Origin of the sequence: Luteimonas chenhongjianii, assembly GCF_002327105.1 — a bacterium.
GTDB classification, from domain to species: domain Bacteria; phylum Pseudomonadota; class Gammaproteobacteria; order Xanthomonadales; family Xanthomonadaceae; genus Luteimonas; species Luteimonas chenhongjianii.
This window is the reverse complement of the sequence record NZ_CP023406.1, coordinates 3,088,114-3,102,144: the sequence shown is the minus strand read 5'-3', so window position 1 is coordinate 3,102,144 and position 14,031 is coordinate 3,088,114. Positions and strand designations below refer to the sequence as shown.

The 14,031-nt window shown below is 65.2% G+C and carries 15 protein-coding genes; 14 read left to right on the top strand and 1 reads right to left on the bottom strand.

The features are described from left to right. Positions 1 to 95: 95 nt before the first annotated feature. From CNR27_RS14035 to CNR27_RS13980, 12 genes are all read left to right on the top strand, one after another. Positions 96 to 494, top strand: a complete 399-nt coding sequence (locus CNR27_RS14035) for a hypothetical protein (protein WP_179948191.1) — start codon at positions 96 to 98, stop codon at positions 492 to 494. A gap of 9 nt (positions 495 to 503) precedes the next feature. Then, entirely contained in the window at positions 504 to 1,364 is an 861-nt protein-coding gene (locus tag CNR27_RS14030) for a VirB8 family type IV secretion system protein (protein ID WP_096299737.1), read from the top strand. Further along, entirely contained in the window at positions 1,361 to 2,128 is a 768-nt protein-coding gene (locus CNR27_RS14025; protein WP_096299735.1) for a TrbG/VirB9 family P-type conjugative transfer protein, read from the top strand. The genes CNR27_RS14030 and CNR27_RS14025 overlap by 4 nt, the downstream gene beginning before the upstream one ends. Then, positions 2,125 to 3,324 carry a TraB/TrbI/VirB10 family type IV secretion system protein gene (locus CNR27_RS14020; protein WP_096299733.1) on the top strand — a complete coding sequence of 400 codons (1,200 nt, stop codon included), beginning with the start codon at positions 2,125 to 2,127 and terminating at the stop codon, positions 3,322 to 3,324. The genes CNR27_RS14025 and CNR27_RS14020 overlap by 4 nt, the downstream gene beginning before the upstream one ends. Positions 3,325 to 3,332: 8 nt before the next feature. Beyond that, the gene (gene virB11, locus CNR27_RS14015) at positions 3,333 to 4,370 is read left to right on the top strand and encodes a P-type DNA transfer ATPase VirB11 (protein WP_096299731.1); all 1,038 of its coding nucleotides are present in this window, start codon (positions 3,333 to 3,335) and stop codon (positions 4,368 to 4,370) included. A gap of 103 nt (positions 4,371 to 4,473) precedes the next feature. Next, on the top strand, positions 4,474 to 5,229 hold the full coding sequence (locus CNR27_RS15845; RefSeq protein ID WP_096299730.1) for a transglycosylase SLT domain-containing protein: 756 nt from the start codon (positions 4,474 to 4,476) through the stop codon (positions 5,227 to 5,229). A 65-nt stretch (positions 5,230 to 5,294) separates the two neighbouring features. Next, the gene (locus CNR27_RS14005) at positions 5,295 to 5,672 is read left to right on the top strand and encodes a TrbC/VirB2 family protein (protein WP_096299728.1); all 378 of its coding nucleotides are present in this window, start codon (positions 5,295 to 5,297) and stop codon (positions 5,670 to 5,672) included. Beyond that, positions 5,665 to 5,982 carry a VirB3 family type IV secretion system protein gene (locus CNR27_RS14000; RefSeq protein WP_096299726.1) on the top strand — a complete coding sequence of 106 codons (318 nt, stop codon included), beginning with the start codon at positions 5,665 to 5,667 and terminating at the stop codon, positions 5,980 to 5,982. The genes CNR27_RS14005 and CNR27_RS14000 overlap by 8 nt, the downstream gene beginning before the upstream one ends. A 3-nt stretch (positions 5,983 to 5,985) precedes the next feature. Next, positions 5,986 to 8,475: a VirB4 family type IV secretion/conjugal transfer ATPase gene (locus CNR27_RS13995; RefSeq protein ID WP_096299724.1), complete on the top strand. Its 2,490-nt coding sequence runs from the start codon at positions 5,986 to 5,988 to the stop codon at positions 8,473 to 8,475. After that, positions 8,472 to 9,254, top strand: coding sequence for a hypothetical protein (locus tag CNR27_RS13990; protein WP_157745508.1), 783 nt, complete (start codon positions 8,472 to 8,474; stop codon positions 9,252 to 9,254). Before CNR27_RS13995 ends, CNR27_RS13990 begins: the two co-directional genes overlap by 4 nt. A gap of 17 nt (positions 9,255 to 9,271) precedes the next feature. Continuing rightward, complete coding sequence (locus CNR27_RS13985; protein WP_096299720.1) at positions 9,272 to 10,273, top strand: TrbL/VirB6 family protein; 1,002 nt, start codon at positions 9,272 to 9,274, stop codon at positions 10,271 to 10,273. 30 nt (positions 10,274 to 10,303) lie between these two features. Further along, positions 10,304 to 10,759 (top strand): DUF4189 domain-containing protein, encoded by a 456-nt coding sequence (locus CNR27_RS13980; protein WP_096299718.1) that lies wholly within the window; start codon positions 10,304 to 10,306, stop codon positions 10,757 to 10,759. Positions 10,760 to 10,768: 9 nt separating this feature from the next. Here CNR27_RS13980 and CNR27_RS13975 read toward each other — a convergent pair whose 3' ends face one another. Then, the gene (locus tag CNR27_RS13975) at positions 10,769 to 11,386 is read right to left on the bottom strand and encodes an OmpW/AlkL family protein (RefSeq protein ID WP_096299716.1); all 618 of its coding nucleotides are present in this window, start codon (positions 11,384 to 11,386) and stop codon (positions 10,769 to 10,771) included. Positions 11,387 to 11,603: 217 nt separating this feature from the next. On the opposite strand from CNR27_RS13975, the gene gap reads away from it, so the two are divergent. Both gap and CNR27_RS13965 read left to right on the top strand, forming a co-directional pair. Beyond that, entirely contained in the window at positions 11,604 to 12,608 is a 1,005-nt protein-coding gene (gene gap, locus CNR27_RS13970) for a type I glyceraldehyde-3-phosphate dehydrogenase (protein ID WP_096300696.1), read from the top strand. Between the two features lie 215 nt (positions 12,609 to 12,823). Continuing rightward, on the top strand, positions 12,824 to 14,005 hold the full coding sequence (locus CNR27_RS13965) for a phosphoglycerate kinase (RefSeq protein WP_096299714.1): 1,182 nt from the start codon (positions 12,824 to 12,826) through the stop codon (positions 14,003 to 14,005). Positions 14,006 to 14,031 lie beyond the last annotated feature (26 nt).

Genomic DNA, 14,031 nt, shown 5'->3' with positions numbered 1-14,031 from the left:
TATACCCGCGGAAACGCGCGGTCCGGTGGAATAAACACCTGGGGACGGACGTCATGGACGGGAGTGCGACAGACGCACGGACGATTCTGCTGGCCATGGCCTGCGCCAGCTCGATTGGCCTGGGTGGGTGCGCCACGCCCGAGGCCGCGGACCTGCGCGGCAAGTGGCGTCCGGTGCATCAGTTCGCGGAAGCGCCTGAGGCCATACCGTTGCAGCGCGCCTATGTCTTCCAGGCGTTTCCGTCCGACCAGACCCTCAAGACCCTGCTCACGCGCTGGTCCGCCGACGCCGGCATCGGTCTGTCCTATCTGCATCCCAACGACTACACCCTGCACGCGCCGGTCGCACGGCTTCGGACCATAAGTGTCGAGCAGGCCGCGGCGGCGCTGTCGGAGGCCTATGCAGGGCAGGGCGTCCAGATCGCAGCGGAGCGCGGGTTGCTAGTGGTCAGCCAGGTCGCTGGCCCGCAGGCGTTGTCCGGTGGGCAGGACTGAGAGGGCGCCATGTCCGGCAAGCAAACCGCATCGCCTGCAGTCGAGCGCGCCGTCGCACAGGGTGTCAGCTTCGAGCTGACGCTGAGCGAGCAGTTGCGCAGGAGCGAGCGCCGGGCGTGGCGCGTGGCGTGGAGCGCAGTGGCGATGTCCGTGCTGTTGGCATGCGGTTATCTGTTGTTCCTGCCGCTCAAGGAACGCGTTCCTTACCTGGTGATGGCTGATCCCTATACCGGGACGGCGAGCGTGGCCCGGCTGGCCGGGAACTTCAACGATCGGGACGTGACCATGGAAGAGGCGATCAACAAGAGCAACGTCGCCCAGTTCGTGCTTGCGCGCGAATCCTACGATTCCGGGCTCATCGGCCAGCGCAACTGGCGCACCACCCTGTCGATGGCGGGGCCCGCAGTCGCGCCGGCATATATCGCGCTGCATGCCGAACACAATCCCGAACGCCCGTTCCGCCTTTACGGCAGTGGCCGTTCGCTCCGTGCCCGCGTGCTGAGCATCGTGCTGATCGGCAGCGGCGAAGGGCAGCGACCCTCGGGGGCGACGGTCCGCTTCCAGCGCAGTCTCTTCGACAAATCCAACGGCCGCGTCGAGCCTCTCGACGCGAGGATCGCCACGCTGGAGTTCACCTACAACGCCGATCTGCGTCTCAGTGATGAAGACCGGCTGCTCAATCCACTGGGGTTCCGGGTCACCAATTACCGGGTCGACAACGATTTCGCCGCATCGCCGCTGCCCGAGCGCGAGTTCCCGCTCCCCCGCGCGACCGCATCGCAGCCGCTCGACGAGACGCCGGAATGGCCTGCCGGAGAATCTGCCGCCGGGCTCGGGGCTTCCGCACCCGTCATGGAAAACGTTCCATGAGGCTGCCGATATCCTCACCCGCCTGGTGCTTCGTCGCATCGAGCCTGCTGGCGGCCTCGTCCGCCACGGCACAGGTGGTGGAGGAGTACCGATATCAGCCCGACGCGGTCTATCAGGTGCGTACCGGTCTGGGCATCACCACCCAGATCGAACTGAGCGCACACGAGCAGATCCTCGACTACAGCAGTGGTTTCAGCGGGGGCTGGGACATCAGCCGGCGCGACAACGTCTTCTACGTCAAGCCGCGGAATATCGACGTCGATACCAATCTGCTGGTCCGAACCGCCGCGCACGCCTACATCTTCGAGATGAAGGTGGTCGCCACCGACTGGCGCTCGCTGGATCAGGCCCGCGCCGCCGGTGTGCAGTACAAGATCCGGTTCAGTTATCCGAGTGACGCGCGGTTCGTGCCCGAAGGTGGCGCCGCGCCCGAAGCGTCGAGTGAACTCGAAACCGGCGTGCACGCCAGTCGCGATTACCACTTCGGCTACGACTACACCCAGCACCGGCGCACACCCCATTGGCTCGTGCCCACGACGGTCTATGACGACCGCCGTTTCACCTATATCCGGATGGGGGATCGCACCCGTTTTCCGAGTGGAAACTTTCCCGCAGTGTTCGCCAGGGACAGCGAAGACGGCGAGGAGTTCGTGGTCAACTCCACTGTCGAAGGTGACGTGATCGTGGTTCATGGAACCTACCCCTACCTGGTCGTCCGGCATGGCGCGTACGTGGTCGGCCTGCGCAGGAGCGCCGGGCCGTGAGCGGCCACGCTTCCGGCGGCGGCCACCCGTCGCAGCCTGCGAACCGGGCCGCAAATCCCTATGAGGCACGGGCCGGCCGCGGCGACGTGGATCTCGATGCCGGGGCTCCGGTGCTGGAGTCGGCCGAGGTGCAGCGCCTCAATCGGCGTGCCTTGCTGTTCCTCGCCGGAATCGTGGTCCTGCTCGGCGCACTGGCGTTCTGGGCGTTCTCGGGTGGTGGGGCGGGCGAGGAGGCCGATCGTCCGGGTGCCGGACCGGTCGAGCAGGTGGTCATTCCCGCAGCCCCCCGCGACCTGCCGGAGCTTCCCGTCGCGCGCGAGGAGATGCCAGTGCCTGCGCTTCCTCCGCTACCGGTGATCGAGGACACCGCGCCTGCTTCGGATCGCCGCATGTCGGAGTCGCTGTCCGGAATCGGCGCGTATTCCAGCGCGCCGGTCCCATCACTGCTGGAGCGCCGCATGCAGGACGTGGAGACCGGTCCGGACCCGGGCGGCTTGACGGCCATGGCGGCGGCAGGCCCCATGGGCGGCCCCGGATACGGGAGCGAACCAACCTCGTCCTCCGTGATGCAGGCGCCCGCTGATGGACCCACCAGCGCGCGTGTGCTCTACAGCCCCGACACGCTGCTGCTTCGGGGCACCTATATCCGCTGCGTGCTGCAGTCTCGTGTCATCAGCGATTTCCCGGGTTACACCTCCTGCGTCGTGACGGAGCCGGTCTACTCGGTGAACGGACGGCGTCTGTTGCTGCCGCGTGGCTCGCGGGTCATGGGCTTCTACAACTCCGACAGCGTGATCGGCGATCGCGCGGCAATCGTCTGGGACCGCATCACCACGCCCACCGGGCTGGATGTCAGCATGCGCAGCCCCGGCGTCGACAACCTCGGCGCCGCCGGCAATCCCGGTCATTACACCGCGCACTGGGGGCAGCGGATCACCTCGGCGCTGCTCATCAGCATGCTCAGTGACGCCTTCAAGTACGCAGGGGCCGAGTACGGACCGGAGCAGACGACCTTCGGCAACGGCTTCGTCGTGCAGAGCCCGTTCGAAAGCAACACGGCGCGCACGCTGGAGCGCCTGGCCCAGACGGCGCTCGAGCGCAACATGGCCCAGCCGCCGACGGTGACGATCAACCAGGGGACGGTGGTCAACGTGTACGTCGCGCGTGACGTCGACTTCTCCGCGGTCGTGCATTGAGGCCTGGCATGGACATTCCTGCAGCCACCGCGACCGCCTTGTCCAACCGGTTCCTCGAATACCAGTACGCGGTGCTCGGCATCGGCGATCACATCCAGTCGCTGGATGTCACCGAAATCTGCATCAACCGGCCTGGCGAACTCTATCTGGAGACCCGCGAAGGCTGGCGCCGCGACGAGGTGCCTTCGCTCACGTTCGAGCGCGCGCGCCAGTTCTGCACTTCGATCGTCAATGAGAGCAACACGGGGCAGCGCATCACGGATGCCGATCCAATGGTGTCGCTGACCTTCCCGACAGGGCAACGTGCCCAGTTCGTGATTCCGCCCGCGTGCGACGCGGGACGCGTGTCGATCACCATCCGGCTGCCGTCGCGGGTGGGCAGGAGTCTGGACGAGTACGAGCGTGAGGGCTTTTTCGCCCAGATTCCGGAACAGGCCGGCGGTATCGGCGAGCAGGATCTCGAGCTGCTCGAACTGCGCCGCGCGCGCGATTACGCCCAGTTCTTCCGTATGGCGGTGCGTTATCGCAAGAACATCGTCGTGGCCGGCGCGACCGGCAGCGGCAAGACGACCTTCATGAAATCCCTCGTCGACCACATCTCCGACCAGGAGCGGCTGGTCACCATCGAGGATGCACGCGAGCTGTTCCTGCGCCAGCCCAATGTGGTGCACCTGCTGTACTCCAAGGGCGGGCAAAGCACCGGCAACGTCACTGCCAAGAGCTGCATGGAGGCCTGTCTACGCATGAAGCCCGACCGGATCATCCTCGCCGAGCTGCGCGGCGACGAATCCTTCTACTTCATCCGCAACTGCGCGTCAGGCCATCCGGGTTCGATCACCAGCTGCCACGCGGGCAGCACCGCGCAGACCTGGGACCAGCTCGCGCTGATGGTCAAGGCCTCGTCCGAGGGGGCGGGGCTGGAGTTCGATGTCATCAAGCGCCTGCTGCGGATGACGATCGAGGTCGTGGTGCACATCAAGGCGCATGCCGGTCGTCGCTACATCACCGGGATCGACTTCGACCCGGAGCGGGCGCTCGCCGCATGAACCACCTTGCGCATACGTCTGTCCAATTCCGTGCCGAGGCGCTCGGCGACAGTGCGGGTGGCTGCGCCCTCGGCGCAGGAGGAATGCGCTGATGTTGCCTGGCATGGAGCTGATGGGGTGCACGGACCTGGCGGTGCCCGCAGAGGTCATGCGCCACGTGGTCGGGGTGGAGTCGTCGTACACCCCGTTCGCGATCGGTGTCGTCGGTGGCCGCCTGGCACGTCAACCGAGGACGCTGGCCGAAGCTGTGTCCACCACCCGGATGCTCGAACGCGAGGGCTACAACTTCTCGGTGGGACTGGCACAGGTCAATCGCCACAACCTCGCGCGCCATGGCCTCGACAGCCACGAGAAGGCATTCGAAACCTGCCCGAATCTGCGCGCGGGCGCAAAGATCCTCGCTGAATGCCATGCACGGGCCGGAGGCGACTGGGGCAAGGCCCTGAGTTGCTATTACTCGGGGAATTTCGTGACCGGCTTCGAGCATGGCTACGTGCAGAAAGTGCTGGCGTCGTGGCGGGCAGGCACGCAATCGCCGGCGATTCCCGTGGTGTCGGGAACGGTCACTCGAAGCGCGTCCAAAGAGTCGCCGGCGCTGGCTTCGCGACTGGCGCGCCGCGTGCAGGAGGCGCAGTCCAAGGGTCAGTCGAGTGCTCCGGAAATGCGTTTGCCCAACGAAGCGCTGCCGGTCGGCGAACCCGCTGCGGCCTCCGCGCCCATGCGGGCAACCGCTGTCCAGCGCGGCGACGCCGGCGATGGTCCCGTCACCGTACAGGCCAGCGCCACCACGTCGCCACCCACCGCGGCCGCCGGAACCGCGGTGTCCACGCCGTCGCGGGACGGTGCGTTCGTGTTCTGACCACTCGGTGCCCAGCCCAGGCCGGGCATCGCCGCTCTTCGATCCGCAACCAGAGGGGATACACGATGCAATCCATCAAATCGATCCAATCCACTGATCTGCAGCGCCGGAGGGTTCGTGCTTTCGCCGCGGCAATCGCGGTCGCGTTCCTGCCGTCGCTCGGGTGGGCGCAGGATGTCGCGGGGGCAACCTCGCGCGTGCAGACGTTCTTCGGCAACATCAACGCCCTGCTGAACGTTGCATCGATTGCGGTCGTGACAATCGCGATCATCTTTGCCGGATATCAGATCGCGTTCAATCACAAGCGGATCGGTGATGTCGCACCCGTACTGATTGGCGGTTTCCTGATCGGCGCCGCGGCGCAGATCGCAAAGATGCTGTTGCCGTCGGACGTTACTTCGGCTGCGATGCTCATGCTCGATCTTCTGCCCGTCCATGCGTAGGAACGTGCTCTTTCGCGGCTGCACGCGCCCACCGATGTTCATGGGCGTGCCTTATGTGCCGTTCGCCATCGGTGCCGGCGCGTGCCTGCTGCTGACGTTCTATATCGACATGTTCTTTCTGGCGCTGCTGCCATTCGTGGTCATGGTCATGCGCCAGATGGCCCGCCGCGACGAGATGATCTTCCGCCTGCTGGGGTTGCGCTGGCGTTTCTGGCTCAAGGCGCGCGCCGGCCGCTCGCATGACGGCGCCTGGGTCTTCACTCCACTGGCCTGTCGTCCCCTGCCTTCGGATCTGGATGGAGAGCCCTGAGCCATGCGTGCGCCCGCGACCGCAATCTCCGAATTCGTGCCCTATTCAGCGCACGTGTCGCCGCATGCGGTGAAGACCACCGGCGGGGACTATCTGCTGATCTGGCGCCTCTCTGGTCTGCCCTTCGTGGGCCGCGAAGCCTGGGAGCTCGAGCACAGGCACGGCACCTTCAACCGCATGCTGCAGACGCTGCGTGCGCCCGACTTCGTCAACGTCGCGTTCTGGGTGCACGACGTGCGCAGGCGAGGTCGCATCGCTACGACCGCCCGCTTCGCACAGGCTTTCAACCAGACCCTGTCGGACGGGTACTTCGCCGCGCTGTCGGGGCAGAAGATCATGCAGAACGAGCTGTATCTGACACTGATCTACCGGCCAATCGTCACCGGCAAGTCGTTCGCCGAGAAGTCCGCGGATCTCAAGCGTCTCCAGGCCACGCAGGAGCGGTGCGTCTCCGCGCTTGCCGAACTTGCGAATAACGTGGAGGCAGTACTGAAGGATTACGCACCGCGTCGGCTGGGCATGTACGAGGGTGCCAATGGCGTGGTGTTCTCCGAGGCGCTGGAGTTGCTCGCCTATCTGTTGAACCGGATCGACGAGCCTGTGCCGGTCCTGCGCGCGCCAGTGTGTGACTACCTCGCGGTCAGCCGGCACACCTTCTCAGCCCGGACCGGCGATTTCGTCATCGGTGTCCCCGGTGGCGGGCACCAGTTCGGCGCGATCCTCAATATCAAGGAATACACCGATGCGACCTATCCGGGAATTCTCAATGCCCTGAAATATCTCGACTTCGAGTACGTGATCACGCATTCCTTCAGTCCGATGGGCCGGCAGGACGCCCTCAAGGTGCTCGACCGGACCAAGGGCATGATGATCTCGTCGGGGGACAAGGCGGTCAGCCAGATCGTGGAGCTCGACCAGGCGATGGACGAGATTGCATCGGGCAACTTCGTGCTCGGCGAGTATCACTTCATCATGGCGCTGTATGCCCCCGACCAGGCGACGCTGTCCCAGCAGATCGCGAGTGCCCGGGCCGAGCTTTCGAATGCCGGCTTCGTCTCGGTCAAGGAGGATCTGGCCGTCAGCGCTTCGTTCTATTCGCAGTTGCCAGCCAACTGGAAGTTCCGGACCCGGCTGGCCAATGTCAGCTCGCTGAATTTCCTCGGGCTTTCGCCGCTGCATAATTTTGCGACAGGCAAGCCGGACCGGAATCCATGGGGCGATGCGGTTACCACCCTGCAGACCACGAACGGCCAGCCCTACCACTTCAACTTCCACGCCACTCACCCGGCCGAGGACTCGGTCGGGGAGAAAGCCATCGGCAATACCATGGTGATTGGCAAGTCCGGCACCGGGAAGACGGCGCTGATCAACTTTCTGCTGAGCCAGGCGCAGAAGTTCGATCCGGTGCCGACAATCTTCTTCTTCGACAAGGACCGGGGCGCCGAGATCTTCGTCCGCGCCTGCGGTGGCGCCTACCTCGCGCTGGAAAACGGCGCGCCCACAGGCTTCAATCCGTTCCAGTGCGAACGCAATGATGCAAACGCGCAGTTCCTCGCAGGGCTGCTAAGGACGCTCGCGGGCAAGCAGCACTACACCGCACGCGAGGACGAAGACATCCACCGTGCGGTGGAAAGCCTGCTCGACATGCCACTTCCGTTGCGGTCGATGGGAAATTTCCACAAGAGCCTGCCCAATATGGGCGACGACGGGCTTTATGCCAGGCTGCGCAAGTGGACGGCCGGCAATGCGCTCGGCTGGGTCTTCGACAATCCTGTCGATGTCATCGACATGCACCGTGCCAGCATCATCGGATTCGATTACACGGATGTCATCGACAACGCCGAGGTGCGGGTGCCGGTGATGGCTTACCTGCTGCATCGGCTGGAAGCCCTGATCGACGGACGCCCACTGATCTATGTCATGGACGAGTTCTGGAAGATCCTCGACGGCGGAGGCGCGCTGAAGGAATTCGCCAAGAACAAGCAGAAGACGATCCGCAAGCAGAATGGCCTCGGGATCTTCGCGACCCAGAGCCCAGAGGACGCCCTGTCGAGCGATATCTCCGCGGCGCTCGTGGAACAGACCGCGACGCTGATCCTGTTGCCCAATCCGAATGCAGCCCGGACGGACTACGTGGACGGCCTGAAGTTGACCGACGCGGAATTCGAGGTCGTCCGGTCGCTCGACGAGCGATCACGCTGTTTCCTCGTCAAGCAGGGCCATGCCTCTACGGTCTGCCAGCTGAATCTACGCGGCATGGACGATGCGCTGGCGGTCATCTCCGCCAGTACCGACAACATCGAGTTGATGCACCGCCTTGTAGCCGAGCGCGCCAGGACCCTCGGCGTCGACCCGGCCGAGCTCACCCCGGACGGCTGGTTGCCGGACTTCTATGCGCAGCGCAAAGGCACCGGGCGTGCCCCCGAGGGGGCTTCCGGTACCCGGGCCGGCCGCCAGCAGGATCCCGCGTCGTCCCGCACGTCCGATGCGTGACGATCATGACCAGAGGAGATGGATCGATGACTTCCAGGACCACGCAAGGCCCGCGCGGTTTCACAGCCGGACTCGGGTACGTGTTCGGTTTGCGCCTCGCTTGGCCCCGTGTGCGGCCCGGACTCGTTTACGCGCTCGCCGGACTCGCCGTGCTTGCGACCGGGGCCGCCGCCGCGGCGTGGCAGGTCCACGATCGCGACACCCATCAGCAGGTGCGCGAGCTTCGCGACCGCGTTGGTGGCAGTGCCAACAACACGGTTGTCGGCGAGCTGCAGAAGGTGGCCGTACGGCTGCGCGTGGACCATGCGCCGAGCGAACCCACGACGGCGCTCGTCGCCGAACCCGTCGGTGGCGCGAGGCTGGATGTTGCGGCGTTGAGCGCAGCGCAGACCACGATCGGCAGGATGTGCCCGGCTGGCGTGCTCAGTATCCTGGGCCAGCAACAGCAGCAGCTCTGCCGTGAGCTCGTGCAGACCGAGCGGGCGCAGTATGCGTTCTCTTTGCAGATGTTCGAGCGGGCTGCGGCGCATCACGCGCGCCTGACGGAGATCGAGCAGCGGCGCCGCGCACTCGGCCCGGAGGACTACGCTGATCTGCAGTCCAACTCCAACGAGCTGCTGGCGCTGACGGCGCTGATGGACAACGACCGCGATCGCTACCAGACGTACATGCGTGCCTACGAGGCCCGGATCGCGCACATCCGGCATACGCAGGTCGCGCTCACGCGCAACCTGTTCAAAGGCGGGGGCAGCGTGGACCTTCCCACGCCATCGATGTAGGCATCGGGAGCTCCGACATGGACGGTCTGGCCAGTCTCGCGCAGTGGGCGTTCTTCGCCCTGATCTTCGAGTTCGTGAACAATCAGATCGAAGGATTCCAGAGCGGGCTGATCGCCCGCGGTACCCAGTTCGTCAGCGGGCTGGCGCTGACGTTGTGCACGCTGTGGGTGCTGATGCAAGGCTTCCTCATCGTCACCGGCCGCAGCCGGGAATCGATGATGGGCCTGGTCGTGGGCTCGCTGCGGGTCTTCCTCATCCTGTCGGCCGCCACCGCGATGTCGTTCGCCGGCACGGACCTGACCAAATTCCTCGCCGACGGATTGCCGCGGTCCATCAACACCATCGTCAGCGGCAGCGACGAAAAGCCCGAGGACTCGATCGACAAGAACCTCAAGAAGATGGGGCTGATCTTCGCCCTGATCGACACCATCGGCGTCGGCGCCGACGATTCCCAGAACCAGGAGAACCAGACGCGCACCATTACCCTGCTGGGTATCGGTATCGCGGGCCCGTCAGTGGTGGGCGGCGCGATGCTGTTGCTCTACAAGATCGCATTGGTCCTGTTCGTAGGCTTCGGACCGTTGTTCATCATGAGCCTGATGTTCGATCAGACGAAGGACCTGTTCAAACGCTGGCTGCTCTATGGACTGGGCACCATGTTCAGCCTTGGCGTCCTGTCTTTCATGGTTGCGGTCGCGACGAAACTCGTGGGCATCACGTCCGCGGCGCTGCTTGCGCAGTACGTCCTCATCGCCTCCCCGGCCCTCGACGCGCTCGGTCTGAACGCGGGAGGGCTCAATGCGGCGGCAATGCAGCAAGGGGGTATCGGTCTGTTGATGTCGGTCTTGATGGTCATGGCGCCGCCGATGGCGGCCATGTTCTTCAACGGCACGCTGGGCCAGTTCGCGGCACATTCGAGCTTTGGTACGCTGGGTCGGAACAGTTCGGGGCAGCAAACCGACTACGAGCAACGCATCGCACATCGGCCACCTGTGACGAGAACCACCGATGGTGGTTAAACCGCAGCGTTACGCTCAAGGGAGTGAGCTATGAAGAATAGGCTTCAGTGTTCTCCATCTTTGTTTTTTTTGCTGATAGCGATTGCGGGCTTTACGTATGCGCAGGATCCTACGTCCCAGCATTATCGGGACACCGTCGTGCTGCCCGCGCTCGGCTACGGCGATACGATTCCGCGGCATGATCGGGGCGGAGGTTGGGGCGCATTGGCAATCAGTCGCCCGTTCCAGGTTTTTGCCGTTGCTGTGGATGGCATTGATGAACAATCCGCAAGGCAGGAAGCCCTGGAAATGTGCCGCAATCTCGGGGGTAAGGATTGTGAGCCGCGAATGACTTTTCGCAATGCCTGTTTTGCCCTTGCAAGCGGGGGTGGGCATTGGGGCAGTGCATCGAGATCCCGCCAGCGAAATGCCGATAAACTTGCGTTGCAAAATTGCCGTAAGTTCGGCGGAGGAAGTGACTGCGCCATTGCTTATCAGACGTGCTGAAAGCAGCTGTCAGAGACCGATCACATATGCCGCGCCATATGCGATTGGATCGATTTGCGCTCTCCCTAGCTTTGTCCCATCGACCCGCACCTCGCTGTCGATATCCATCCAGCGCACGTCCACGCGCAGCTTGCCGGGTCCGGCCTTCATGTCCAGGCCCGCATGCAGTGCCAGGCCCCAGGAATCGCCGAGAGCCAGCCTCGAGCCCGCCAGGGCGCCGCGCGTTTCCTCTTCGAAGAACGTCGTGTAGTTGATGCCGGCGCCGAGGAACGGAGCGATACGCGACTGCGGGCTGAAGTGGTACTGCAGGCTCAGCGTCGGGGGCAGGTGCTTGGTGCTGCCGATGCGGCCGAGGCCTTCGATATCGAGGTCGTGGCGGAACGGGGTGGCGGCGAGCAGCTCGATGCCGACACGGTCGCGCACGAAGTATTCGACGGCGATGGTGGGCCGTGTGCTGTTGCCGACCGAGAGGGGCAGGGCGCCGTCGGCGAGCCGTCCGTTGTCGGATTTCGGCGCGACCTGGTGGACGCCGAGTGCGACGGTCCAGTCACCGGCGGACTGGGCGGCGGCGGGCAGGGTCGGCAGGGCGCAGGCGAGGGCCAGCAGGGCGAGCGGCATGGGACGCATTGGAGGTTCCGGTCTGGGTGAATGCGACCAGTTTCGAGGCCGCGCGTCCTGGCCGCCTTGATCACGATCATTGCGCAGCACGCCGATCCCGGGTGCGTCGGGGTTGGGGGCCCGGCTGTTAGACTGCGCATCGCAGTCCGGGCTGGCGCCGAGGCGCCGCGCGGTCGCGTTTCCTTCCACTTTTGCCGCGTACGCGCGGTTGCAGGAGTTCGGATTCATGGCGATCAAGGTTGGCATCAACGGCTTCGGCCGCATCGGCCGCAACGTGCTGCGTTCTGCGGTTGAGAACTTCGAGGACGACATCGAGATCGTCGCGATCAACGACCTGCTCGAGCCCGACTACCTGGCCTACATGCTGTCCTACGACTCGGTGCACGGCCGCTTCAAGGGCGAGGTATCGGTGGATGGCGACACCCTGCTGGTCAACGGCAAGAGGATCCGCCTGACCCAGGAGCGCGACCCCGCCAACCTGAAGTGGGACGAGGTGGGCGCCGAGGTGGTGATCGAATCCACCGGCCTGTTCCTGACCAAGGAGACCGCGCAGAAGCACATCGACGCCGGCGCGAAGAAGGTGATCCTCTCGGCGCCGTCGAAGGACGACACGCCGATGTTCGTCTTCGGCGTCAACGATTCGACCTACAAGGGCGAGGCGATCATCTCCAACGCCTCGTGCACCACCAACTGCCTGGCGCCGATCGCCAAGGTCATGCACGACAAGTGGGGCATCAAGCGCGGCCTGATGACCACCGTGCACGCGGCAACCGCAACGCAGAAGACCGTCGACGGCCCGAGCAACAAGGACTGGCGTGGTGGCCGCGGCATTCTCGAGAACATCATTCCCTCCAGCACCGGCGCGGCCAAGGCCGTGGGCGTGGTGATCCCCGAGCTCAACAAGAAGCTCACCGGCATGAGCTTCCGCGTGCCGACCTCGGACGTGTCGGTCATCGACCTGACCGTGGAACTCGAGAAGCCGGCGAGCTACGAGGAGATCTGCGCCGAGATGAAGGCGCAGAGCGAGGGCGCGCTGAAGGGCGTGCTGGGCTACACCGAGGACAAGGTGGTCGCCACCGATTTCCGCGGCGAGACCTGCACCTCCGTGTTCGATGCCGACGCCGGCATCGCACTGGATCCGACCTTCGTCAAGCTGGTCGGCTGGTACGACAACGAGTGGGGCTATTCGAACAAGTGCCTGGAAATGGTGCGCGTGGTCGCGGCGAAGTAATCGCCGCGTCATACGCAGGACCGGGAAGCCCCGCGCAGGCGGGGTTTCCTGTATCGGGGCAGCCGCCGGCAAGGCGGTCGTACTCCGCCTTGGCTCCTGCTCTTTACTCTGTGCCGCAAGCCCTCCGTCGTGCCTGAAGGGTAGCCGGCTGCGCCGCGCGTCCAGCGCCATCGCATGGCGCAGACCTTTTCAACCATTCCAGCGAGTCCAGAACCATGACCATCATCCGCATGACCGACCTCGACCTCTCCGGCAAGCGCGTGCTGATCCGTCAGGATCTCAACGTGCCCGTCGACGCCGGCAGGGTCACGTCCGACCAGCGCATCACCGCGTCGCTGCCCACCCTCCGCCGCGCGCTGGAACAGGGCGCGGCCGTGATGGTCACCTCGCACCTGGGCCGGCCCAAGGAGGGCAGCTGGAGCGAGGCCGATTCGCTGGCGCCGGTCGCAGCGCGCCTGTCGGAGCTGCTAGGCATGGACGTGCCGCTGGTGCGCGACTGGGTGGACGGTGTGGACGTGGCGCCCGGTCAGCTGGTGCTCCTCGAGAACTGCCGGATGAACGTCGGCGAGAAGGCCGACGACGAGGGGCTGTCGAAGAAGTACGCAGCGCTGTGCGACGTGTTCGTCATGGACGCCTTCGGTACCGCGCATCGCGCGCAGGCCTCCACCCATGGCGTGATCCGGTTCGCGAAGATCGCCGCGGGTGGTCCGCTGCTGATGGCCGAGCTCGACGCGCTGGCCAAGGCGCTCGACGCGCCGGCGCGGCCACTGCTGGCGATCGTGGCCGGCAGCAAGGTCTCGACCAAGCTGGAGTTGCTGTCGTCGCTGGTGGGCAAGGTGGACCAGCTGATCGTCGGCGGCGGCATCGCCAACACCTTCATCGCGGCGCTCGGCCATGACGTCGGCAAGTCCCTGGTCGAACCCGACCTGCTCGACACCGCCAAGCAGATCATGGCCGACGCCAAGGCCCGCGGCGCCGAGATTCCGGTGCCGACCGACGTCGTTGTCGCGCCTGCGTTCGCGGCCGATGCGCCGGCCACGGTCAAGGCTGTCGACGCGGTGGGCGGGGACGACATGATCCTCGACATCGGCCCGGAGACGGCAAAGCGCTACTGCGCGCTGATCGAAAGTGCCGGCACGGTGGTCTGGAACGGCCCGGTCGGTGTGTTCGAATTCGAGGCGTTTGGCGCCGGCACCGAGGCGCTGGCACGCGCGATCGCGGCGTCGAAGGCGTTCTCGATCGCCGGTGGCGGCGACACGCTGGCTGCGGTGGACAAGTACGGCATCGCCGACGACGTGTCCTACATCTCGACCGGCGGCGGTGCGTTCCTGGAATTCCTCGAAGGCAAGACCCTGCCGGCCGTCGCCGCGCTGGAGGCGCGCGCACAGGCATCCTGAAATGGGACGCAGGACATGGTGGCCTT

Bases quoted from the DNA above. Each gene is read 5' to 3' on its own strand.
- CNR27_RS13985 (WP_096299720.1), top strand. From the start codon at position 9,272: ATGGACGGTCTGGCCAGTCTCGCGCAGTGGGCGTTCTTCGCCCTGATC.
- CNR27_RS13980 (WP_096299718.1), top strand. From the start codon at position 10,304: ATGAAGAATAGGCTTCAGTGTTCTCCATCTTTGTTTTTTTTGCTGATA.
- CNR27_RS15845 (WP_096299730.1), top strand. From the start codon at position 4,474: ATGGAGCTGATGGGGTGCACGGACCTGGCGGTGCCCGCAGAGGTCATG.
- virB11 (WP_096299731.1), top strand. From the start codon at position 3,333: ATGGACATTCCTGCAGCCACCGCGACCGCCTTGTCCAACCGGTTCCTC.
- gap (WP_096300696.1), top strand. From the start codon at position 11,604: ATGGCGATCAAGGTTGGCATCAACGGCTTCGGCCGCATCGGCCGCAAC.
- CNR27_RS13995 (WP_096299724.1), top strand. From the start codon at position 5,986: ATGCGTGCGCCCGCGACCGCAATCTCCGAATTCGTGCCCTATTCAGCG.
- CNR27_RS14005 (WP_096299728.1), top strand. From the start codon at position 5,295: ATGCAATCCATCAAATCGATCCAATCCACTGATCTGCAGCGCCGGAGG.
- CNR27_RS14000 (WP_096299726.1), top strand. From the start codon at position 5,665: ATGCGTAGGAACGTGCTCTTTCGCGGCTGCACGCGCCCACCGATGTTC.
- CNR27_RS13975 (WP_096299716.1), bottom strand. From the start codon at position 11,386: ATGCGTCCCATGCCGCTCGCCCTGCTGGCCCTCGCCTGCGCCCTGCCG.
- CNR27_RS14025 (WP_096299735.1), top strand. From the start codon at position 1,361: ATGAGGCTGCCGATATCCTCACCCGCCTGGTGCTTCGTCGCATCGAGC.
- CNR27_RS13965 (WP_096299714.1), top strand. From the start codon at position 12,824: ATGACCATCATCCGCATGACCGACCTCGACCTCTCCGGCAAGCGCGTG.
- CNR27_RS14030 (WP_096299737.1), top strand. From the start codon at position 504: ATGTCCGGCAAGCAAACCGCATCGCCTGCAGTCGAGCGCGCCGTCGCA.
- CNR27_RS14035 (WP_179948191.1), top strand. From the start codon at position 96: ATGGCCTGCGCCAGCTCGATTGGCCTGGGTGGGTGCGCCACGCCCGAG.